This is a genomic window from Streptomyces sp. NPDC045998 (genome assembly GCF_056430285.1).
Map to the genome: position 1 here is coordinate 192,103 of NZ_JBWKLJ010000007.1, position 22,186 is coordinate 214,288.

Genomic DNA, 22,186 nt, shown 5'->3' on the forward strand with positions numbered 1-22,186 from the left:
GCTCACGGGCTGAAGGGTGAACCGGATGGGTGTCGAGATCTGCGTGGAAGGGCTGACGAAGTCCTTCGGCGACCAGGTCATCTGGCAGGACGTCTCGCTGACACTGCCCGCCGGGGAGATCTCGGTGATGCTCGGCCCCTCGGGCACGGGCAAGTCGGTCTTCCTCAAGACGCTCGTCGGGCTGCTCAAGCCCGACCGGGGCTCGATCCGCATCGCGGGCCGGGACATCACCACGCTCCGCGAGCACGACCTCTACGAGGTGCGCAAGCTCTTCGGGGTGCTGTTCCAGGACGGCGCGCTGTTCGGGTCGATGAACCTGTACGACAACATCGCCTTCCCGCTCCGCGAGCACACCCGCAAGTCCGAGGGCGAGATCAAGCGCGTCGTCCTCGAGAAGATGGACATGGTCGGTCTGATCGGCGCCGAGGAGAAGCTCCCCGGTGAGATCTCCGGTGGCATGCGCAAGCGCGCCGGGCTGGCCCGAGCGCTGGTCCTCGACCCGGAGATCATCCTCTTCGACGAACCGGACTCCGGCCTCGACCCGGTCCGCGTCGCCTACCTCAACCAGCTGATCGTCGACCTCAACGCCCAGATCGACGCGACGTTCCTGATCGTCACGCACGACATCGCCTCGGCCCGCCAGGTCCCCGACAACATCGGCCTGCTCTTCCGCCGCGAGCTGGTGATGTTCGGCCCCCGCGACCGGCTGCTGACCAGCGAGGAGCCCGTCGTACGGCAGTTCCTGAACGGCCGCATGCAGGGCCCGATCGGCATGGCGGAGGAGAAGGACGCCGCACAGGTCGAGCAGGAGCTGGCCCAGATCGACCGGTCGGGCGACGCCCCGGCGCCCCTGACGCCCCGGCTGCTGCCGAGCGCCGGGATCGACCGGCCGGAGCGCTGGCAGGCCATCGCCGAGCGCGAGGAAGCGGTGAAGGGCGCGGTGAAGGAAGTGGTGAAGGAAACGGTGAAGGAGGCGGTGGCCGAGTGAGCCTCTCCCCCGTCGGCGCCCTGCGCCACTCCGGCAGCCTCTTCGCGCTGGCCCTGGACGTGCTGCGCACGCTGCCCCGCCGCCCCTTCCAGGTACGGGAGTTCATCCAGCAGGCGTGGTTCATCGCGAGCGTCACCATCCTGCCGACGGCGCTCGTGTCGATCCCCTTCGGCGCGGTCATCGCCCTTCAGATCGGCAGCCTCACGCGCCAGCTGGGCGCCCAGTCGTTCTCCGGCGCCGCCTCCGTCCTCGCCGTCCTGCGCGAGGCCTCCCCCATCGTCACGGCGCTGCTGATCGCGGGCGCCGGCGGCACCGCGATCTGCGCGGACCTCGGGGCGCGCAAGATCCGCGAGGAGATCGACGCGATGCAGGTGCTGGGCATCGACCCGATCCACCGGCTCGTCGTCCCGCGCGTCCTCGCCTCCATGCTGGTCGCGGTCCTCCTCAACGGCCTGGTCTCCGTCGTCGGCGTCGCGGGCGGCTACTTCTTCAACGTCGTCCTCCAGGGCGGCACACCGGGCGCGTACCTCGCCTCCTTCACCTCCCTGGCGCAGATCTCCGATCTGTGGGCCGCCGAGGTCAAGGCCCTGGTCTTCGGCGCGATCTCGGCGATCGTCGCCTCGTACAAGGGCCTGACGGCGAAGGGTGGACCGAAGGGGGTCGGCGACGCGGTCAACCAGTCCGTGGTGATCACCTTCATGTTGCTCTTCGTGACGAACTTCGTGCTGACCGCCGTGTACTTCCAAGTCGTTCCGCATAAGGGGTGATCGCATGGCCGCTCTGTTGCACCGCCTGGAGGAGCTGGGCGCCCAACTCGCCTTCTACGGACGCTCGCTCGCCTGGACCGGCCGCACCCTGCGCCGCTACAAGAAGGAGATCCTGCGTCTGCTCGCCGAGGTGAGCTTCGGGCGCGGCGCGCTCGCGGTCGTCGGCGGCACCGTCGGCGTCATCGCGTTCCTCTCCTTCTTCACCGGCACCGAGGTGGGGCTCCAGGGGTACGCGGCGCTCAACCAGCTCGGCACGTCGAACTTCGTGGCGTTCCTCTCCGCGTACTTCAACACCCGCGAGATCGCCCCGCTGGTCGCGGGGCTCGCGCTCTCCGCCACCGTCGGCGCGGGGTTCACGGCGCAGCTCGGCGCGATGCGGATCAGCGAGGAGACGGACGCCCTGGAGGTCATGGGCGTCCCGTCGCTGCCCTTCCTCGTCACCACCCGGATGATCGCCGGGTTCGTCGCCGTCATCCCGCTGTACGTCGTCGGGCTGCTGTCCTCGTACTTCGCCGCCCGCACCATCACCACCGGCTACTACGGCCAGTCGGCGGGGACGTACGACCACTACTTCCAGCAGTACCTGCCGCCGGTCGACGTGCTGTGGTCGTTCGGCAAGGTGATCGTCTTCGCCGTCGTGATCATCCTGGTGCACTGCTACTACGGCTACTACGCGCGCGGCGGCCCGGCCGGCGTCGGCGTCGCCGTCGGCCGCGCGGTGCGCACGTCCATCGTGGCGATCAACGTCCTGGACTTCTTCCTCAGCCTGGCGATCTGGGGCGCCGGCACGACCGTACGGATCGCGGGGTAGGGGCCGATGCGAACACCGGTGAAACTGAAACTGCGGCTGTACGGCGTCGTCTTCCTCGCCGTCCTCGCCCTCCTCCTCTCCCTCTGCGTCGCCGTCTACCAGCAGGTCTTCACCCCCGTCGTCCGCATCACGCTGGAGGCGGACACTCTCGGCAACCAGCTGGAGCCGCGCGCCGACGTCAAGCTGCGCGGCCTGCTGGTGGGGGAGGTCAGGGACGTACGGGCCGACGGCGAGAAGGCGACGCTGGACATCGCGCTGAAGCCGGAGCACACGGCGCGCATCCCGGCGAACGTGCACGCGCGGCTGCTGCCCAAGACGCTGTTCGGCGAGAAGTACGTCGATCTCGTGGCGCCCCCGGGCAAGCCGGCGGGCCGGGCCATCCGCGCCGGGGACGTCATCACCCAGGACCGCACCAAGGTCGGCATCGAGGTGCAGCAGCTGATGAACGACCTGCTGCCGCTGCTGCGGACGGTGAAGCCCGCCGAACTCAACGCCACCCTGTCCGCGTTCGCCACGGCGCTGGAGGGCCGGGGCGACCGCATCGGCGACAACCTGGTCCGCGTCGAGGACTACCTGCGCCGCCTCAACCCGCACATGCCGTCCATCAAGGAGGACATCACACGGTTCGCCGATGTGGCCGAGGTGTACGGGGACGCCGCGCCCGACCTGCTGCGCATCCTGCGCAACACGCTCACCACGAGCCGCACGATCGTCGAGAAGCAGGACCAACTGGCCGCCCTGTTCACCTCCACGGCCACGGTCTCCCGCACCGCCGAGGGCTTCCTCGACGAGAACGGCGACCGGCTCATCACCCTGGGCCGCGTCTCCCGCCCCACCCTGGCGCTGTTCGCCCGTTACGCGCCCGAGTACCCATGCCTCCTCAAGGGGCTGGTGAGGCAGGAGGCCGCGGCCGAGGAGACCTTCAGAGGGGGAGAGATGCGCATCACCCTGGAAATCGTCCGGCAGCGGCCGGGTTACGAGCCCGGCGAGGAGCCCCGCTACCGCGAGCGGTCGGGCCCCAACTGCCGGGGCCTCCCCGGGCCGGCGGTCCCGGCCGGGCACACCAAGCTCGACGACGGTACGCGGGACGCGCACCCCGGCCACGGCGGGCCGGGCGCCCGCCCCTCGTCCGCCACCGCCGCCGAGCAGCGCGCCGTGGGCGCGCTCGTCGCGCCCGTGATGGGCGTACCGGCGGACGAGGTGCCGGCGGTGGCGACGCTGCTGTTCGGCCCGATGGCGCGCGGGACGGCGGTGAGCGTCGCATGAGCCGGGTGACGAACGCGCGCGGCACCGCGGCGCCGCTGATCAAGTTCGGCCTCTTCGCGGTGGTGACGGTCCTGGCGACCACGCTGCTGGCGGCGACCATCGTCAGCATCTCCTTCACGCCCGAGCACACGTACAAGGCGGTGTTCAGCGATGTCACCAGCCTGGAGGAGGGGGACGACATCCGGGTGGCGGGCGTACGCGTCGGTGAGGTCGAGGAGATCGCCATCAAGGACCGCACGCTCGCGGAGGTGACCTTCACCGTCACCGAGGACCGGCCGCTGCCGGCCGGCACCGGCGCCGTCATCCGCTACCGCAGCCTGGTCGGCCAGCGCTACATCGCGCTGACGGAGGGGGCCGGCGACGGTACCCGGCTGCTGCGGCCCGGTGGCACCATCCCGCTCGCCCGCACGCAGCCCGCGCTGGACCTCAACGCGCTGCTGAACGGCTTCAAGCCGCTCTTCGCGGCGCTCAGCCCCGAGGACGTCAACCAGCTCGCCACCGAGATCATCAAGACGTTCCAGGGCGAGGGCGGCACGGTCAACAGCCTGCTCGCCCACACGGCGTCGCTCACCACCACGCTCGCGGACCGGGACCAGCTGATCGGCTCGGTGATCGACAACCTCAACACCACCCTGGCGACGCTCGACCAGCGGGGCGCCCGCTTCTCCGGGCTGATCCAGCAGCTCCAGCGGCTGATCTCCGGCCTGGCCGCCGACCGCAAGCCCATCGGCGAGTCGCTCGTGAACATCAACAACCTGACCGAGGCCACCTCCGGCCTGCTCGCGGAGGCCCGGCCGCCGCTCAAGGACGACATCGCCGAGCTGACCGAGCTCACCGGAACGCTGAACGAGAACGAGAAGACCGTGGAGGGCGTGCTGAAGCGGCTGCCGAACAAGCTCACCAAGCTGACGAGGACCGCCTCGTACGGCTCGTGGTTCAACTTCTACCTCTGCGACTTCGACGGCCGGATCGTGCTGCCGAAGACGAAGGAAGTCATCACACCCGAGCTCCACGTCGCCCGGGCGAGGTGCTCATGAAAAGGCTGAAGCGGCCCCGCATGAAACCCCGCGTGAAACCCCGCATGATCCCCTTCCGGGACCGGAACCCCGTCACCATCGGCGCCGCGGGCCTGACGGCCCTCGCCCTCCTCACGGTCGCCGCCTTCAACGCCGACAGCCTGCCGCTGATCGGCGACGGCGAGACGTACAGCGCCGCCTTCTCGGAGGCGGGCGGTCTCAAGCCCGGTGACGAGGTGCGCATCGCCGGGGTGAAGGTCGGCAAGGTCGACGAGGTGGACCTCGACGGCGACCACGTCAAGGTGGTGTTCCGGGTCAAGGGCGACCCCGCGTTCGGTACGCGGACGGGGGCCGCCATCCGCATCAAGACGATCCTGGGCGCCAAGTACCTCGCCCTGGAGCCGAAGGGGCCCGGGCAGTTGGCACCCGGCAGCGAGATCCCGCTGAACCGTACGACCCCGGCGTACGACGTCGTCGCGGCCTTCAGCGATCTGACGACCACGACCGAGCAGGTCGACACGGAGCGGCTGGCGACGGCGCTGGACACCATCTCCACCACCTTCGAGGACTCCCCGGACGAGGTGCGGGCGTCGATCGAGGGCCTGTCGCGGATCTCCCGCACGGTGGCCTCCCGCGACCAGGCGCTGCGCGAGCTGCTGGCCCACGCCAACGGCGTGAGCGGGGTGCTCGCGGCGCGCTCGGGCGAGTTCACGAAGCTCGTCGAGGACGGCGACGCGCTCTTCACGGAGATCGCCCGGCGCCGGGCGGCGATCCACGCGCTGCTCAAGAGCTCCGCCGCCCTCGGCGTCCAGCTCTCCGGCCTGGTCCGGGACAACAAGGCGCAGATCGGCCCGGCCCTGGAGGGCCTGAACCAGGTGGTGGCGATGCTCGAACGCAATCAGGCGAGCCTGGACCGCTCCATCAAGCTGATGGCGCCGTACGTCCGGGTCTTCACCAACACCCTCGGCAACGGCCGCTGGTTCGACAGCTACATCCAGAACATGGTCGCCGCCCCGGTGGTCCCGCGCACGGGAGGTGCCTCGTGACGAAGCGACGCGTGCTCACCCTGATCGTCGCCCTCGCGGTCGTCGCCGCCGCCACCGTGGTGCTGTGGCCCCGCTCGGAGCCGATGCGCGTCACCGCGTACTTCCCGCGCACGGTCGGCATCTACCCCGGCTCCGACGTCCGCGTGCTGGGCGTGCGCATCGGCGAGGTCAAGGAGATCACCCCGCAGGGCCGGCGGGTGCGGGTCACCCTGGAGTACGACGCCGAGCGCGCGGTCCCGGCCGGCGCCCGGGCCGCCATCGTCAACTCCTCCGTCGTCAGCGACCGCTACGTCCAGCTGCTCCCGGTGTACCGGGGCGGCGAGCGGCTGCGCGACGGCGACGTCATCCCGGAGGAGCGGACGGCCGTGCCCGTCGAGCTGGACCGCGTCTTCGACAGCCTGCACACGACGGCGGAGGCGCTCGGCCCGCGCGGCGCGAACAAGGACGGGTCCCTCTCCCGGCTGCTGGGGGTGAGCGCGGACAACCTCGAAGGGCAGGGCGCCAAGCTGCACCAGACGGTGGAGGACCTGTCCCTGGCGGTGACCACGCTGTCGGACGGCCGGCAGGACCTCTTCTCGACCGTCCGCAACCTCCAGGTCTTCACGGCGGCGCTGGCGGCCGACGACAAGAGCGTGCGGTCGTTCAACGACAGCCTGGCGCAGGTCGCCGACCAGCTCGCCGCCGAGCGCAAGGACCTGGCGGCCGCGCTACGGCACCTGGGCGTGGCGCTCGCCGACGTGTCCGCGTTCGTACGGGACAACAAGAAGGCGCTGACCACGAACGTGGAGGGGCTCTCCAAGGTGACCAAGGTGCTGGTCACGCAGCGCGCCGCGCTCGCGGAGCTGCTGGAGGTGGCGCCGACCGGTCTGTCGAACCTCCAGAACGCCTACAACCCGTCCTCCGGGACGCTCGACACGCGCAACAACCCCGACCACCCCCAGGACCCGGCCTCGCTGCTGTGCTCCCTGCTCTCCACCACGGGCGAGGCGAAGGCCGAGGACTGCGCGGAGCTGAGGAAGCTGTTCGACTCGCTTCCGGAGCCGCTCACGTCCGCGGCGCCGGTCGCCGGGAGCGGCCCGGTCGACCGGACGCTCGGCGGAATCCTGGAGGCGGACGCATGAGCGACGGACGCATGAGGGCGCTGCGCGTAACCGCGGTGGTGTGGACCGCCGCCGGCTCGCTGCTGCTGTCGGGCTGCGGCTTCGACGGCCTGTACGACGTCGGCCTGCCGGGCGGCGCGGCCGCCGACGGCAACGCGTACCGCGTCACGGTCGAGTTCCGGGACGTCCTGGACCTCGTGCCGCAGTCCGCGGTGAAGGTGAACCACGTGACCGTGGGCGCGGTCGAGAAGGTGGAGCTGGACGGCTGGCACGCGCGGGTGCGGCTGCGCGTCGACGACTCGGTGAAGCTGCCGGCCAACGCGGTCGCCGAGCTGCGCCAGACGAGCATGCTCGGCGAGAAGTACGTGGCGCTGTCGGCTCCCGTGGACGCGGCACCGGCCGGGCGGCTGAAGGACGGGGCGCGCATCCCGCTGTCGCGCTCCGGACGCAACCCGGAGATCGAGGAGGTGCTGTCGGCGCTGTCGGCGTTGCTCAACGGCGGCGGGGTCGCCCAGCTCAAGACGATCACCACGGAGCTCAACAAGGCCCTGGAGGGCCGCGAGAACCGGGTGAAGTCGCTGCTGAAGGAGCTCGACACCTTCATCGGCGGCCTCGACGCGCAGCGCGCCGAGATCGTCCGCGCCCTGGCCGGTCTGGACCGGCTCTCCCAGCGGCTCGCGGCGGAGAAGAAGACCATCGCGCAGGCCGTCGACACCCTGCCGCCCGCCCTGAAGGTGCTGGCCGACCAGCGGACCAAACTGACGGCGATGCTCACCTCCCTGTCGGCCCTGAGCACCACCGGCACGGAGGTGATCAACGCCTCGCGCTCCGACGTCGTCGCCAACCTCCGCAGCCTGCGGCCGATCCTGGAGCAGCTGAACAAGGCGGGCGACGATCTGCCGAACGCCCTGGAGCTGCTGACGACGTACCCCTTCCCGCGCAACGCCGTGGACGCGATCAAGGGCGACTACGTCAACCTCAGGGTCACCGCCGATCTGGACCTGGCGAGCATCTACGGAAACCTCGACGACGAGCCGCCGACGGCGCCCGGCCTCCCGGAGGTGCCGGGCGTACCGGGGCTCCCGGAGGCGCCCGGGCTGCCGGAGGTGCCGACGCTGCCGGAGGCCCCCGGCGTACCGGAGGTGCCGGACGCGCCGGCGCCCACTCCGCCGCTGCCGCGGCCACCGGGCGGGGATGGCGGCGGTGGTGACGGCGGCGCGCTCTGTCCGCCGGTGTGCACCGGTACGCAGGTCTCGTACGGAGGCTCGCATGCGGGCGCGTACGACACCGCGCTCGCGGAACTGCTGCTGAAGGGGATGCAACCGTGATCACCCGTACGGTCAAGGCCCAGCTCCTCGCCTTCGCCACCGTGACCGCCGTGGGCGTGTCGTACGTCGGCGCCCAGTACACCGGGATCGTCGACGCGATCCTCGACCGCGGCTACCGCGTCCACGCCGACTTCGCCGACTCCGGGGGCGTCTTCGCGGGCGCGGAGGTGACGTACCGCGGCGTGCCGGTGGGCCGGGTGGGCGAGCTGCGGCTCACCGGCGGTGACGGGACCGGCGAGGGGTCCGGCGACGGGACCGGCGGCCGAGTGGGCGACGGGGTCACGGTGGAGCTGGACATCGAGGACGGGGTGCGGATCCCGGCGGACACGGTCGCGGTCGTGGCGAACCGTTCCGCCGTCGGCGAGCAGTACGTCGACCTCCAGCCGCGCGGCGCGGGCGGCCCGTACCTGCGCGACGGCTCCACGATCCCGCGCCGCGACACGCGCGTACCGCTGCCGGCCACCGAGCTCGTGCTGAGCCTGGACCGGCTGGTGAACTCCGTCGGCAAGGAGGACCTGCGGATCACGGTCGACGAGCTGGGCAAGGCGTTCGCGGGCACGGGCCCGGAGCTGAGCCGGCTGGTGGAGTCCGGGAACCGGCTCGTCGAGTCGGCGTCGGACTCCCTGCCGCAGACCATCGCGCTGGTCGAGGACTCGCGGACGGTCCTGAAGACCCAGGCGGACAAGGGTTCGGCCATCAAGGCCTTCTCGGAGGACCTGGCGGCCCTGACCGCCGAGCTGAAGTCGAGCGACGGCGACCTGCGCCGGCTGATCGGCGCGGGCGCGCCCGCCGCGCAGGAGCTCGACTCGCTGCTGACCTCGACCCGGCCCCATGTGCCGGTGCTGCTCGGGAACCTCATCAGCGGCGGCCAGGTCACGGTGGCCCGGCTGCCCGGCGTGGAGCAGGCGCTGGTCACCTTCCCGGTGGTGGTCTCCGGCAGTTACACGGTGATCCCCGGCGACGGCACCACCCACTTCGGGCTCGTCGTCGGCGCCGACGCCCCGCCCGCGTGCCGGCAGGGGTACGGCACCCAGCGCCGCGACCCGGCCGACACGAGCGAGCGCCCGGCGAACACGCGGGCGCACTGCGCGGCCCCGCGCGGCTCGCAGACCTCGGTGCGCGGCGCGCAGAACGCGCCGGGCCCCTCGGGGGCCGCCCGTGGTGGCGGCGCCGGCCCGGCGGCGTACGGCGCCCCGCAGGCCACGCCGCACGTCACCCCGTACGACCCGGCGACCGGCGCCGCCGCCGGTCCGGGCGGCAGGCTCGTCGAGATCGGCTCGACGGGCGGCGAACAGAGCATGTTCGGAAAGGACTCTTGGCAATGGCTGCTCGTCGGACCGATGGCATGACCGCCGGCATGACTGCCGGCTTGACCGCCGGCATGGCAGGGGCCGTGCGGCGGCGCTGCGTCCACGCGCTGCGGCGTCTGCGGGCGGCCGCGCGGCGGGGCCGGGCCATGCCCGCGACGCTGGCGGTGGCGACCGTGGCGGTGACGGCCGCCTCGGGCTGGCTGAGCGTGCAGGTGTACGAGCAGCGGGCCGAGGAGAAGCGCCGCCAGGACATCCTCGCCGCCGCCCGCCAGTCGGCGCTGAACTTCACCTCGCTCGACTACCGGCACTACGGACGGGACAGCGGCAACGTCCTGAAGGGCGCCACGGGCGAGTTCAAGGAGCAGTTCGCGGCGCAGACGGCGCAGCTGACGAAGCTGGTGGCCGCCAACAAGTCGGTGTCGGAGGGCCAGGTGCTGGAGGCGGGCATCGTCCGCGCCGACGAGCGGTCGGCGCGCGTGCTGGTGGTCGCCGACTCCAAGGTGACCAACACGGCCGCGCCGCAGGGCCAGGCCCGTACGTACCGGCTGCAGCTCGATCTCGTACGCGAGGACGGGCGCTGGCTGACGTCCGGCGTCGAGTTCGTCGGCTGACCGGCCGACCGAAAGGAGAAACCCCGTGGCGAACACGACCACCCGGGGCCGGGGCGCCGGCTCCCCTGCCCGTCGCTCCCTGCCGGCCGCCGCCCGCGCGGCGGCCAAGCGCGCCGAGCGGGCCGCCCCCGGCGCCCCCGTGGTGTCCGGCCGGACCCTGCGCGCGCGGGAGGAGCCGGGCGCTCAGGCACCGCCGCCGGAGCCGGACTGGGAGGCCCCCGACTGGGATGGACCGGAAGGGCCGCCTCCGGGACGTCGGCGCCCCACGCTGCTCGCCGCGCTCGCCGTGCTGCTGGTGGCGGGGATGGTGGCGCTCGCCGTGCTCGTACGGGCGTACGCGGACGGGCGGGGCGCCGACCGGGCGCGGGCGGAGGCGGCCGAGGCGGCGCGCGAGGCGGCTCCGGTGGTGCTCTCGTACGACCACCGGCGCCTGGAGAAGGACTTCGCGGCGGCGGGGGCGCGTCTGACGGGCGCGTTCCGCGACGAGTACCGCAGGACGACCACGAGCGTGGTGGCGCCGACGGCGAAGAAGTACCGGGGCGTGGTGAAGGCGTCGGTGGTGGAGCCGCCGGACGGTGGCGCCCCGGCGGTGTCGGTGGTGTCGGCCTCGCCGGACCGGGCCGTGGTGCTGCTCTTCGTGAACCAGGTCACCACGAGCACCCAGGTGTCGGGGCCGCGCGTGGACCTGAACCGGGTGCGCATGACGCTCACGCGCACGTCGGAGGGGTGGAAGGTGAGCGCCGTCGACGCGCTCTGACCCCTCTGCCGCACTCCCCCGGCCCCTTCGCGGCCCCTTCTTTCCGTACAACCGCACAGGGATCCCCAGGCGCCTTCCGGGCCATCGTCCGGAAGGCGCCTTTTTGTGTGCCCGTTTTGGGTGCCGGTCTTGACAGCCGTCCCCCCCGCCAGGCAATCTTCCGTTAAGCAGAAACGAACTTCCGCAATACGGAAGGAGCGCCGAACCCCTCATGGGATACACGGACCAGCGCTTCGATGTGAACCTGTCGATCCTCTTCACGGAACTCCCGCTCCTGGAGCGCCCCGCGGCTGCCGCCGCGGCGGGCTTCACGGCGGTCGAGCTGTGGTGGCCCTGGATCGAGACGCCCACGCCCGACCAGAGCGAACTCGACGCCCTGAAGAAGGCGCTGGACGACGCCGGCACCCAGCTGGTGGGCCTGAACTTCTACGCCGGCGCCCTTCCGGGCCCGGACCGCGGCGCGCTGTCCGTCCCGGGTGAGGAGTCGGACCGCTTCCGCGCCAACATCGACGTGGCCGCGGACTTCGCCGCCTCGGTCGGCTGCAAGGCGCTCAACGCGCTCTACGGCAACCGCGTCGAGGGCGTCGACCCGGCCGTCCAGGACGAGCTCGCCCTGGAGAACCTGGTCGCCGCGGCCCGCGCCGCCGACCGGGTGGGCGCGATCCTCCTCGTCGAGACCCTCAACAAGCCGGAGTCGCCGCTCTACCCGCTGGTGAGCGCCCCGGCCGCGATCGAGGTCATCGACAAGGTGAACGCGGCGACCGGCCTCGGCAACGCCAAGTTCCTCCTCGACATCTACCACCTGTCGATGAACGGCGAGAACGTCGGCGAGGTCATCGAGGCGTACGCCGCGAAGACCGGCCACGTCCAGATCGCGGACAACCCGGGCCGTGGCGCGCCGGGCACCGGCTCGCTGCCGCTGGAGGAGCTGCTCGACCAGCTCAAGAAGGCCGGTTACGACGGCTGGGTCGGCCTGGAGTACAAGGCCGGCGACCGCCCGAGCGCCGAGTCCTTCGACTGGCTCCCGGCCGAGGCCCGCGCGGCCCGCTGACTTCTTCCCGCACCACCAGTTTTCGAGAGGCACCTCATGAGCAATCTCCCCAAGATCGCGTGGATCGGCCTCGGCATCATGGGCTCCCCCATGTCCGAGAACCTGATCAAGGCCGGCTACCAGGTCACCGGCTACACCCTGGAGCAGGACAAGCTGGACCGCCTGGCCAAGGCGGGCGGCACGGCCGCCGGCTCGATCGCCGAGGCCGTCAAGGACGCCGACGTGGTCATCACGATGGTGCCCGCCTCCCCGCAGGTCGAGGCCATCGCCTACGGCCCCGAGGGCATCCTGGAGAACGCCAAGTCGGGCGCCCTGCTGATCGACATGTCCTCGATCACCCCGCAGACCTCCGTCGACCTGGCCAAGAACGCCAAGGAGAAGGGCATCCGCGTCCTGGACGCCCCCGTCTCCGGCGGTGAGGCCGGCGCCATCGAGGCCGTACTGTCGATCATGGTCGGCGGCGAGCAGGCCGACTTCGACGAGGCCAAGCCGATCCTCGAGGCCCTCGGCAAGACCATCGTGCTCTGCGGCCCGCACGGCTCCGGCCAGACGGTGAAGGCCGCCAACCAGCTCATCGTGGCGGTCAACATCCAGGCGTGCGCCGAGGCCGTCGTCTTCCTGGAGAAGTCCGGCGTGGACCTCGCCGCGGCCCTGGACGTCCTCAACGGCGGTCTGGCCGGCTCCACGGTCCTGACCCGCAAGAAGGACAACTTCCTCAACCGCGACTTCAAGCCCGGTTTCCGGATCGACCTGCACCACAAGGACATGGGCATCGTCACCGACGCCGCCCGCAACGTGGGTGCGGCCCTTCCGGTCGGCGCCGTGGTCGCGCAGCTCGTCGCCTCCCTGCGCGCGCAGGGCGACGGCGGCCTGGACCACTCGGCCCTGCTGCGCGCCGTCGAGCGCCTCTCCGGCCAGCAGGTCTGATCCCGGTGAGCCGCCGGTTCCGCCCGGCGGCTCGCCCGAGGGCCTGAAGGCCTTCCCCCCGGCATCCGGGCCGTGGCTGCGCTGACACCTGTCCTGTCGCGCCCAAGCGCAGCCGCGGCCCGGATTCACCACCTTCATTTCAACAAACTGTTGACGTTTCATCGGGAGCGAATTTACGCTCCTGACACCGCTCAGCAGCTCCTGCACGGAAGGTCACCATGTCGAAGCGCGTGCTTACGACCGAGTCCGGCGCCCCGGTCGCCGACAACCAGAACTCCGCCACCGCCGGCGTCGGTGGCCCGCTCCTCCTCCAGGACCAGCACCTGCTGGAGAAGCTCGCCCGCTTCAACCGGGAGCGCATCCCGGAGCGCGTGGTGCACGCCCGTGGTTCCGGTGCGTACGGCTACTTCGAGGTGACCGACGACGTCACCGCGTACACCAAGGCGGACTTCCTCTCCGAGGTCGGGAAGCGCACGGAGCTCTTCATCCGCTTCTCCACCGTCGCCGACTCGCTGGGTGGCGCGGACGCCGTCCGCGACCCGCGCGGCTTCGCGGTGAAGTTCTACACCGAAGAGGGCAACTACGACCTCGTCGGCAACAACACCCCGGTGTTCTTCATCAAGGACCCGATCAAGTTCCCCGACTTCATCCACTCCCAGAAGCGCGACCCCTTCACGGGCAAGCAGGAGCCGGACAACGTCTGGGACTTCTGGGCGCACGCCCCCGAGGCGACGCACCAGATCACCTGGCTGATGGGTGACCGCGGCATCCCGGCCTCGTACCGTCACATGAACGGCTACGGCTCGCACACCTACCAGTGGACGAACGCCCAGGGCGAGGCCTTCTTCGTCAAGTACCACTTCAAGACGAACCAGGGCATCCGCTGCCTGTCGTCCGAGCAGGCCGCCGAGGTGGTCGGCAAGGACGCGAACTCGCACCAGACCGACCTGCTCCAGGCCATCGAGCGCGGTGTGAACCCCTCGTGGACCCTGTACGTGCAGATCATGCCGGCGCACGAGGCGGCGGACTACCGCTTCAACCCGTTCGACCTCACCAAGGTGTGGCCGCACGCCGACTACCCGCTGCAGCGCGTCGGCCGGATGGTCCTCGACCGCAACCCGGAGAACGTCTTCGCCGAGGTCGAGCAGGCCGCCTTCTCGCCGAACAACTTCGTTCCCGGCATCGGCCCCTCCCCGGACAAGATGCTCCAGGGCCGCCTCTTCGCCTACGCGGACGCCCACCGCTACCGCCTCGGTGTCAACCACACCCAGCTGCCGGTGAACGCCCCGAAGGCGACCGTGGCGGACAACTACGGCCGCGACGGCTTCATGGCCACCCGCAACGGGTCGCGCCACGACAAGAACTACGAGCCCAACTCGTACGCCGGTCCCGCACAGACCGACGCGCCGCTCTCCGCCCCGCTGGCCGTCGCCGGCTACACCGGCACGCACGCCGCGCCGCTGCACACCAAGGACGACGACTTCTTCCAGGCCGGTGAGCTCTACCGCCTGATGTCGGAGGAGGAGAAGCAGCGCCTGGTGGCGAACATCGCCGGCGGCCTGTCGCAGGTCTCCCGCGAGGACGTCATCGAGAAGAACCTGGCCCACTTCCACGCCGCCGACCCGGACTACGGCAAGCGCGTCGAGGAGGCGGTCCGCGCCCTGCGCGAGGACTGAGCCTCACCAGGCGGCGTACGGCGACCGACGGGAGGTCTGTCGCCGTACGCGGTCCGGAACACCGGCCCGGATGAGGGGTGGTCGGTGCGACGGACCAGATCGAGGACCGTGGCGGCGTGCGAGCCAGTGCGGTGGTAGGGAGCCCGTCCCCTTCTTGACCTGAAGGAAGGGACGACGGAACCTCCCGTCGCCGCCGCCGCGGTCCCGATACCTCCCCCATGATCTCCGTCCGGCGGCGCGAACGTCCTGTCGCGCCAGCCTCGCACCGTCGGACGGTCACCACGTATCCACGTGTGAACAATCGAAGAGCCGAGCGCGGCGTTGGGTTTACGGTCCCCAACGCCGCGCTCTTCTGCATGAGGGCTGCGTGCGCCCCGTCACCCACCAAACGGGGTGTCCTGCGCCATCGAAGTTTGATCACTTGAATGCACGTCGCAGCGGTGGCTGCCGCAGCATGATGCACGTGGGATGTATCGGCCTCCGGACTGCACGCCGCTCAGCTTCGGTGGCGCACACTCAAAGACCGGTGCCACATGCTGGGCTAGACAAGGCAACGATTAGCACCTAGCGACTTGAGTCCTTCATCCGTCTGTGCGACTAGCTCGTTACGCTGGTTCTCCAGCTCGGGGAGGGTCTTCTCGGGGACCTCGCCGCTCGCGAGGGTACGGAAGTACGAGCTGATCTCCGCATCCTTCTGACTCACTTTATCCATAAGTCCCAGTACCTTCTCGACCTGGGCAGCGTGGTCATCTGGACGCTCGATGGAAGCCAACTCAGCCTTGAACTTGCGCTGCGCTCCGGAGTAAAGATCAAGGTCCTCGGCTGCCTGGTTCACCAGCGCAGCGAAGCTCTCCTCTGTGGGACCGTCCGGTGCCCCGATCTTCACGCGGGCTTCTCGGTAGGCCTTGATCGATGCGACGGTCTTGTTGTAGGTGGCGTGCACGTGACCGACGTTCGAGTCGCAGACGTTGTTGGCCTTTCCGACCCACTTCGCAAGGGTCACCTTTGGGGGGAAAAAGCGGTCCCAGAGGAAAAAGCCCAGCGTGATGATCCCAGCTACAGCGGCGGCGATGCCAATCAAAGCCGCGACCCGGCCGGACTTCCCCGTTGACTCCTGGTCCCCGTTATCTGGCTGGCTCATAACGCCAGCCTGGCAGAGGTCCGCACAATCTGCCGCCGGACGGTGACCCTGTGCCGCTTCCGGTCCGATAGACGCGTCAGTGGCCAGCTCACGTGGTGCCTATCGCTTGTCGGCGCGGCCAGCACCTCCAGGGCGGCTGGCTCACCACACGACCCGCAGCGCGGGGCGTCCGGCTGGTCCGGATCCACGATCCGGCGTCGACAGCCTCCACGACCTGCTGGACATCGTCGCCGGATGATCACCACGGGCAGGTGGCACGGCGATCAGTGACGAAGCGTGGCAGTGCGGACCCCGCCGCCACGCTGCCCCAGCCGCCGAAGCCCTGGTCAGAGCACTGGCCCGTACAGATGTGCAAGCCCTGCCTCCGTGAACCGGTTCTGCGGCACACGATCGTGCTGCGTGTGCCCCGAACGCCCTACGCGGCCTCCTCACGAGCGGTACGTTCCCCGTTCCCGATCCCCATTCCATGACGCCTATCGCGAGGGAACGACCCATGAGCGACCCGTACGAGAGCAGCCCCTACATCAGCGCGCCCGTGCTCAGTCGGCCACGGATGTTCAACACCAGTGCCGCCAAGGTGATCTGGACGCTTGTGCCCATCGTCAGCATCGGCATCGGCGCGGCCATTCCCTTCGTCGTCGCGGCTGTCAAGGGCGTTGTCAAGCCGTGGCTCGCCGTCGTCTACGTCGTGGCCGAGGTACTGATCCTGGGGAGCAGCACGGCAGTTGCCGCCCCGGAAGGGGAGTCGCCGTTCATCGGCTTTCTGATCGTCATGCTGATCGCCGCTTCCGCCACGCACACCGCATTGCTCGACAATGACCGGGTTGGCTTCGGCAAGTAGGCGTCGGCGTCGCTAACAGACAACGCGGAGGGCCCGTTTCACCGGGAACGCCCGGGCACACGAACCGGGCACTCCGCACTCCACCCCCCGCTCGGCCGCGGCGGTGCGCGGCCGGTCGGGAAGCGTCCCATGAGGGGTCAGTGGTGGGTCGGGTCCACGATCACGTCCAGGACCGAGCGCACCACGCGGTAGGTCTCCGCAGTGCCTTCATCCGTCACCTGCTCCTCCTGCTGCCGCGCCCAGTCCCGGGCGAGCCGGATACGGCGGAGCAGTTCGTCCGAGTCCACAATCCCATCGGCCATACGAGCCGGGTACCCCGGTATGGGCGTTTCTTGCTTCAGGGAGCCACTATTCCGGACGCCACTTCCGTGGCAGCCGGTCGTCGTGGGCGTCACCTTCACGCCGTGACTCATGGAGGCGCCTTTGACACGCGGCGTCGGCCGGCGGGGACGGCGCGGCCGGTATACAGCCAGCGCCGCCTGCGGACCATCTTCGGCAGGTCCCGGCATGGGTACCACTACAGAGAGTGGGTATCACTCACCCAGCATCACTTATCGTGCACCTGTCAGACGCTTCGCTCCCGTACGAAAGGGGGCCCATGGTGTGGTGTCCCACCGCCACCCGCCGGGAGTTACAGCCCACGCCGGACGCACCCGCCCTCCGCCACGACGGTCACCGCGAGCCGTGCCTTTCCAGGTACGCTGCTGCGGCGCGCAGAAGTTCCGGGCTGTCACGGAACTTTCCAAGCCCGTGGTTACACGCGGCGCACACCAAGCCGCGGACGCATGACCCGCAGGAGCCTGCGGAATCCGGGCAGCAGCCGTGATCGTGGTCGACGCTCAGAGCCAAACCATTGCTGTCAAGCTGCTTGCAGATGGCGCATACGCCTTCCTGACTCGCCAACATCTCCGCATAGCGGCCGGCAGGCAGCCGGTACAACGCCTTGCGCTGAGCGTCCCGTCCGCAGTTTCGACAGTTGCCCTGCAATCCGTCCTTGGCGCTGCCATTCCGGTTGAACAGGTCCGGGTGGAGCCAGAGAAGGCAGGTGCGGCACTGCTTCTCGCCCTGCGGGTTTCGGTCATGAGGCCTGGCGGGCCGCCGGTCCGGCAACGCGGTCAGTTCCCGTCCCGTGCCGCGCTGCCAATTGTGGCTCGCGCACAGCCCCTTGCTGATGTACTTCCGCGTGCAGCCGGGGAACTCGCACCTCCGGGTCTCCGTCGCCGACCCGCTGTGCACCCGGTGCGCGCTCCCGGAACCTGGATCTCCGTGGCGCTGCCACCGCTGGTAGTGCATGGCGCACCACCCCCGAGAAAGCACTCGGATCAAGCGGCTGCAGCCTTCCACAGTGCAGGTTCCCTCACTCACTCCCATGTCTCCCATGAAAAGACGTTCCCGAGCCAGAAGGAGGCACCTTGATGGCTTGGTGCCCGTTCGCGAGAAAGCTGGAGCTGCAGCCTGAGAGTGATCAGCAACCCGCCATCAGGCCCACGCAGTTCATCTTGCACAGCCTAGCCGCGCCATGGGATGCGCAGCGGATCTACGAGTACTGGAAGACCACCTCGCTCGAGTCCCACTTCGGGCTCGGTTACGAGGGCGACCTCGCCCAGTACATCGGCACCGAGACCCGCGCCGACGCCAACTACCAGGCCAACCGGCGGCCCGACGGCACCGGTGCCGTGTCCATCGAGACCGCGTCGAACCTCCAGCACACCGACCCGTGGACGGACAAGCAGGTCGAGCAGCTGATCCGGCTGGGCGTGTGGCTGCACCAGCGCCACGGCATCCCGTTGCGCGTCTGCCGCAGCGCCTCGGACCCCGGTTACGGCTACCACCGGCTGCACAGCGCCTGGGCCGTGTCCGGCACGGCCTGCCCCGGCGACGCGCGCGTGCGCCAGTTCAAGGACGTCGTCTTCCCCGGGATCGTCGCCCGGGCGAGCGGCCAGTCACCGCCCCCCACCCAGGAGGACCCCATGCCGAGCGTCATCACCGAGTCCGTGTCCGGCGGCCCGGCCCTCGTGGCGGGGCAGTACCTGCTGCTGCAGATGGCCAAGGACACCGCGCTGCTCCAGGGCCCGTGCGCGTACACGGTCACCGCGTACGCCACGGTCCGCGGCCAGGCCGGCACCCGGGTCACCCTGCGGTTCCTCAATCTGGCGCTGTCCACCAAGCACCGGTCGCACGACCTGCCCATCGACTGCGGCGTGATCGGCCCCGACGGGGTGCTCAACGTGGCCGCCACGCGCAACGGCAGCCTGCCCGCCGACGTACAGCTGAAAGTGGAGATCAAGGCGGACCGCGCCGCCCGCGTGGAGCACCGCGTCCTGCGCGCCCTGCGCTGGCCCGGCTGAGCCGATCCGGAAACGGCCCCGGAACGCGGCGCGGCCCCCGCCCCGAGCGGTGTGCTCGGGGCGGGGGCCGTTCTCCCCCCGGATGTGTGGTTCGGTTCGCCGGTCAGACGAGCGGACGGATCGCCGTCGGGGCGTGGCCCGGCTCGGTCGCCAGCTCCTCGAACTCGGTGACATTGCTCATGTCGACCGTCTTGCTCATCGCGATGTTGGTGATGCGCTCCAGGATGGCCTCGACGACCACCGGGACCTGGTACTCCTGCGCCAGCTTCTTGGCCTCCTCAAGGGCGGCACCGAGCTCGTTCGGGTCGGTGACGCGGATGGCCTTGACACCCAGGCCCTCGGCGACCTTGACGTGGTCGACGCCGTAGACGCCGATCTCCGGGGTGTTGATGTTCTCGAACTCGAGGTTGACCTGGAAGTTGATGTCCAGGTTGACCTGCGCCTGACGGATCAGGCCGAGGTAGGCGTTGTTCACGAGCACGTGGACGTAAGGAACCTTGTGCTGCGCGGCGACGGCCAGTTCCTCGATCATGAACTGGAAGTCGTAGTCGCCGGAGAGCGCGACGATCGGCGTCTCCGGGTCGGCGACGGCGGCACCGATGGCGGCCGGGATGGTCCAGCCGAGCGGGCCGGCCTGGCCGCAGTTGATCCAGTGGCGCGGGCGGTAGACGTGCAGGAACTGCGCGGCCGCGATCTGGGAGAGGCCGATGGTGGTGACGTAGCGCGTCTCCGGACCGAAGGCCTTGTTCATCTCCTCGTACACGCGCTGCGGCTTCATCGGGATGTTGTCGAAGTGCGTGCGGCGCTGCAGGGTGGCCTTGCGCTCCTGCGCGGAGGCGGCCCAGGCGCTGAAGTCCGGGAGCTCGCCCGCGGCCTTGAGCTCCTTCGCCACCTCGATGAAGAGCTCGAGCGCGACCTTGGCGTCGGAGGCGATGCCGTAGTCGGGGGCGAAGATCTTGCCGATCTGGGTCGGCTCGACGTCGACGTGGACGAACTTGCGGCCCTTGGTGTAGGCCTCCATGTTGTAGCCGGTGTGGCGGTTGGCCCAGCGGTTGCCGATGCCGAGGACGAAGTCCGACTCCAGGAACGTCGCGTTGCCGTAGCGGTGCGCGGTCTGGACACCGACCATGCCGGCGGCCAGCTCGTGGTCGTCCGGAATGGTGCCCCAGCCCATCAGGGTGGAGATGACCGGGACGTTCACCAGCTCGGCGAACTCGACCAGCAGGTCGGACGCGTCGGCGTTGATGATGCCGCCACCGGCGACGATCAGCGGGCGCTCCGACTCCAGCAGGAACCGGATGGCCTTCTCGGCCTGGGCGCGGGTGGCCTGCGGCTTGTAGACCGGGAGCGGCTCGTACGTCTCCGGGTCGAAGTCGATCTCGGTCTGCTGGACGTCGATCGGCAGGTCGATGAGGACCGGGCCGGGACGGCCGGAGCGCATCAGGTGGAAGGCCTGCTGGAAGACGCCCGGGACCTGCGCGGCCTCGAGGACCGTGGTCGCGGCCTTGGTGACGGGCTTGGCGATCGCGGCGATGTCGACGGCCTGGAAGTCCTCCTTGTGGAGCTTCGAGACCGGGGCCTGGCCGGTGATGCACAGGATCGGGATCGAGTCGGCGATCGCGGAGTACAGGCCGGTGATCATGTCGGTGCCGGCGGGGCCGGAAGTGCCGATGCAGACACCGATGTTGCCGGCCTTGGCCCGGGTGTAGCCCTCGGCCATGTGGGACGCGCCCTCGACGTGGCGGGCGAGCGTGTGGCTGATGCCACCGCCCTCCTTCAGCGCCTTGTAGAAGGGGTTGATGGCCGCGCCCGGGACCCCGAACGCGTTGGTGATGCCCTCACGCTTGAGGATCTCAACTGCCGCTCGGGCAGCGGTCATACGAGGCATGGAGTGCTCCTGCTTCGGCCTGGCGGATCGGGCTCTGTCGCGCCACCTGAGAGCGTCGATTCCGTAATGCGGAAGTGTACTTCTGTTATGTGGAACAATTTAGGGTCGTTGCGCCGATGGCGTCAAGCGGCGACCGCTCGTCTCGGGCCGCAATGGCCGAAGACCTCCCCAAGGAGCCACGCGTCGTGGACGATGGGTCACGGAGTGAAGGGGGCCGTCGTGGGCGAGGGCGTGGAGCGGGGCGCGGAGCGCGCCGAGAAGGGCGTGGGAGAGGCCGTGGGCGAGGGCATGGGTGAGAAGGTGCCGGTACGCTGCCCGGCCTGTCGGCGCGCGCACGTGTATGCGCCGCCCGTCTATCCCTGCGCCTGTGGCGCGCCGGTCGCCCCTCCCCTCCTCAAGGGAGCCCCCGCCGAGCCCATCACCCACCGCACCTGGACCGACGAGTGGGTCACCGTCCGCTGCGGGGCGTGCGGGCGCCAGGACCAGTGGCCGCAGCCCGAGCTCGGCTGCCCGTGCGGCACGGTGCTGCGCGTCCCCGTACGCCCGGTGACCTCGGTACCGCCGCAGGCGTGCCGCGCTGCGGGGCCCGCGGCCGGCCCCACCGCGACCACCACGGGCGTCACCAGGGTGCCGGCGCAGGCCCCGGCGCCCTCCTCGGCCCCCGCACCGACGTCCCCCTCGTCTCCCTCGTCTCCCTCGCACATCCCGCTGCCGCGCACCGCGGCGGTGCCGCGCCCCTCCTTCCGTCCGGTCACCATCCGCACGGCACGGGACGCCGTCACCGCGGCGGCCCGCTATCTGCGCTGGCTCGGCTTCCGGGAGGTCGTCCAGCCGGACGAGCGCCCGGTGGGGTCGTCCGGCATCGACCTGCGCGGGCCGGGGCTCGTCGCCCAGGTCGACCCGACGACCAGGCCCGTGTCGCTGCGCGCCGTCGAGTGCCTGTGGCTCAACGGCCTGGCGGCCGAGGCGGTGAGCGTCTCGTTCTCACTCGCCGGCTACGACGAGGCCGCCCGCGCCCGCGCGGACGACCTCCGGCTGCCGCTCTTCGTGATGGACCTGACGGGCACGCCGCAGCCCGTCAACAGCTCGGCCGACGAACTGCTGGCGCGGGGCGCGTAGGCCCGTCGGCGCCCGGCCCGGCGGGTCCCGGCGGGACCTCTGCGCGTCAGCGCCCGGCAGGCCCCGGCCCGGCGGGGCCTCTGCGCGTCAGCGCCCGGGGCCCCAGGCCGACGCGGCCCGGCGGGGCCCGCACCGTGAGCCCGCACCGTGAGCCCGCCGCCCGGCACCCCGGGCCCGCACGCCCCGCGCCCCTTC

General features: G+C 70.5%; 21 protein-coding genes. 17 read left to right on the forward strand and 4 right to left on the reverse strand.

From position 1 onward, the window contains the following. Nucleotides 1-25 precede the first annotated feature (25 nt). From AC07FJ_RS21875 to AC07FJ_RS21940, 14 genes are all read left to right on the forward strand, one after another. Nucleotides 26-988, forward strand: coding sequence for an ABC transporter ATP-binding protein (locus tag AC07FJ_RS21875; protein WP_479051023.1), 963 nt, complete (start codon nt 26-28; stop codon nt 986-988). After that, nucleotides 985-1,755: an MlaE family ABC transporter permease gene (locus tag AC07FJ_RS21880; protein ID WP_479051024.1), complete on the forward strand. Its 771-nt coding sequence runs from the start codon at nt 985-987 to the stop codon at nt 1,753-1,755. The genes AC07FJ_RS21875 and AC07FJ_RS21880 overlap by 4 nt, the downstream gene beginning before the upstream one ends. Nucleotides 1,756-1,759: 4 nt before the next feature. Beyond that, the gene (locus AC07FJ_RS21885; RefSeq protein WP_361416279.1) at nt 1,760-2,566 is read left to right on the forward strand and encodes an MlaE family ABC transporter permease; all 807 of its coding nucleotides are present in this window, start codon (nt 1,760-1,762) and stop codon (nt 2,564-2,566) included. 6 nt (nt 2,567-2,572) lie between these two features. Continuing rightward, a complete protein-coding gene (locus tag AC07FJ_RS21890; RefSeq protein WP_479051025.1) occupies nt 2,573-3,832 on the forward strand; it encodes an MCE family protein in 1,260 nt (419 codons plus the stop codon). Beyond that, a complete protein-coding gene (locus AC07FJ_RS21895; protein ID WP_479051026.1) occupies nt 3,829-4,869 on the forward strand; it encodes an MCE family protein in 1,041 nt (346 codons plus the stop codon). Before AC07FJ_RS21890 ends, AC07FJ_RS21895 begins: the two co-directional genes overlap by 4 nt. Before the next feature lie 44 nt (nt 4,870-4,913). Further along, nucleotides 4,914-5,894, forward strand: coding sequence for an MCE family protein (locus tag AC07FJ_RS21900; protein ID WP_479051246.1), 981 nt, complete (start codon nt 4,914-4,916; stop codon nt 5,892-5,894). Then, nucleotides 5,891-7,015: an MCE family protein gene (locus AC07FJ_RS21905; protein WP_479051027.1), complete on the forward strand. Its 1,125-nt coding sequence runs from the start codon at nt 5,891-5,893 to the stop codon at nt 7,013-7,015. Before AC07FJ_RS21900 ends, AC07FJ_RS21905 begins: the two co-directional genes overlap by 4 nt. 11 nt (nt 7,016-7,026) lie before the next feature. Then, the gene (locus tag AC07FJ_RS21910; protein ID WP_479051247.1) at nt 7,027-8,322 is read left to right on the forward strand and encodes an MCE family protein; all 1,296 of its coding nucleotides are present in this window, start codon (nt 7,027-7,029) and stop codon (nt 8,320-8,322) included. Beyond that, complete coding sequence (locus AC07FJ_RS21915) at nt 8,319-9,671, forward strand: MCE family protein (protein ID WP_479051028.1); 1,353 nt, start codon at nt 8,319-8,321, stop codon at nt 9,669-9,671. Before AC07FJ_RS21910 ends, AC07FJ_RS21915 begins: the two co-directional genes overlap by 4 nt. Nucleotides 9,672-9,679: 8 nt before the next feature. Beyond that, on the forward strand, nt 9,680-10,243 hold the full coding sequence (locus tag AC07FJ_RS21920; protein WP_479051029.1) for a hypothetical protein: 564 nt from the start codon (nt 9,680-9,682) through the stop codon (nt 10,241-10,243). A gap of 25 nt (nt 10,244-10,268) precedes the next feature. Further along, nucleotides 10,269-11,000, forward strand: coding sequence for a hypothetical protein (locus AC07FJ_RS21925; RefSeq protein WP_479051030.1), 732 nt, complete (start codon nt 10,269-10,271; stop codon nt 10,998-11,000). Between the two features lie 211 nt (nt 11,001-11,211). Continuing rightward, complete coding sequence (locus tag AC07FJ_RS21930; RefSeq protein WP_361416293.1) at nt 11,212-12,051, forward strand: TIM barrel protein; 840 nt, start codon at nt 11,212-11,214, stop codon at nt 12,049-12,051. A 36-nt stretch (nt 12,052-12,087) separates the two neighbouring features. Then, the gene (locus AC07FJ_RS21935) at nt 12,088-12,978 is read left to right on the forward strand and encodes a 2-hydroxy-3-oxopropionate reductase (protein WP_361416295.1); all 891 of its coding nucleotides are present in this window, start codon (nt 12,088-12,090) and stop codon (nt 12,976-12,978) included. A gap of 218 nt (nt 12,979-13,196) precedes the next feature. After that, entirely contained in the window at nt 13,197-14,654 is a 1,458-nt protein-coding gene (locus tag AC07FJ_RS21940) for a catalase (RefSeq protein WP_361416297.1), read from the forward strand. Nucleotides 14,655-15,195: 541 nt separating this feature from the next. Here the strand turns inward: AC07FJ_RS21940 and AC07FJ_RS21945 are convergent. Further along, nucleotides 15,196-15,795 (reverse strand): hypothetical protein, encoded by a 600-nt coding sequence (locus AC07FJ_RS21945; RefSeq protein WP_479051031.1) that lies wholly within the window; start codon nt 15,793-15,795, stop codon nt 15,196-15,198. A 493-nt stretch (nt 15,796-16,288) separates the two neighbouring features. Here AC07FJ_RS21945 and AC07FJ_RS21950 point away from each other — a divergent pair, with 493 nt between their 5' ends. Beyond that, nucleotides 16,289-16,636 carry a hypothetical protein gene (locus AC07FJ_RS21950; RefSeq protein ID WP_479051032.1) on the forward strand — a complete coding sequence of 116 codons (348 nt, stop codon included), beginning with the start codon at nt 16,289-16,291 and terminating at the stop codon, nt 16,634-16,636. 137 nt (nt 16,637-16,773) lie between these two features. Here AC07FJ_RS21950 and AC07FJ_RS21955 read toward each other — a convergent pair whose 3' ends face one another. Together AC07FJ_RS21955 and AC07FJ_RS21960 are read right to left on the reverse strand one after the other, a co-directional pair. Further along, a complete protein-coding gene (locus tag AC07FJ_RS21955) occupies nt 16,774-16,938 on the reverse strand; it encodes a hypothetical protein (RefSeq protein ID WP_361416313.1) in 165 nt (54 codons plus the stop codon). 370 nt (nt 16,939-17,308) lie between these two features. Further along, nucleotides 17,309-18,016 (reverse strand): endonuclease VII domain-containing protein, encoded by a 708-nt coding sequence (locus AC07FJ_RS21960; protein WP_479051033.1) that lies wholly within the window; start codon nt 18,014-18,016, stop codon nt 17,309-17,311. Between the two features lie 119 nt (nt 18,017-18,135). Here AC07FJ_RS21960 and AC07FJ_RS21965 point away from each other — a divergent pair, with 119 nt between their 5' ends. Beyond that, a complete protein-coding gene (locus tag AC07FJ_RS21965; protein WP_479051034.1) occupies nt 18,136-18,984 on the forward strand; it encodes a peptidoglycan recognition protein family protein in 849 nt (282 codons plus the stop codon). Between the two features lie 103 nt (nt 18,985-19,087). Here AC07FJ_RS21965 and gcl read toward each other — a convergent pair whose 3' ends face one another. After that, on the reverse strand, nt 19,088-20,872 hold the full coding sequence (gene gcl / locus AC07FJ_RS21970) for a glyoxylate carboligase (protein ID WP_479051035.1): 1,785 nt from the start codon (nt 20,870-20,872) through the stop codon (nt 19,088-19,090). A gap of 288 nt (nt 20,873-21,160) precedes the next feature. Between gcl and AC07FJ_RS21975 the strand changes: the two genes are divergently transcribed. Further along, complete coding sequence (locus tag AC07FJ_RS21975) at nt 21,161-21,991, forward strand: hypothetical protein (protein WP_479051248.1); 831 nt, start codon at nt 21,161-21,163, stop codon at nt 21,989-21,991. Nucleotides 21,992-22,186 lie beyond the last annotated feature (195 nt).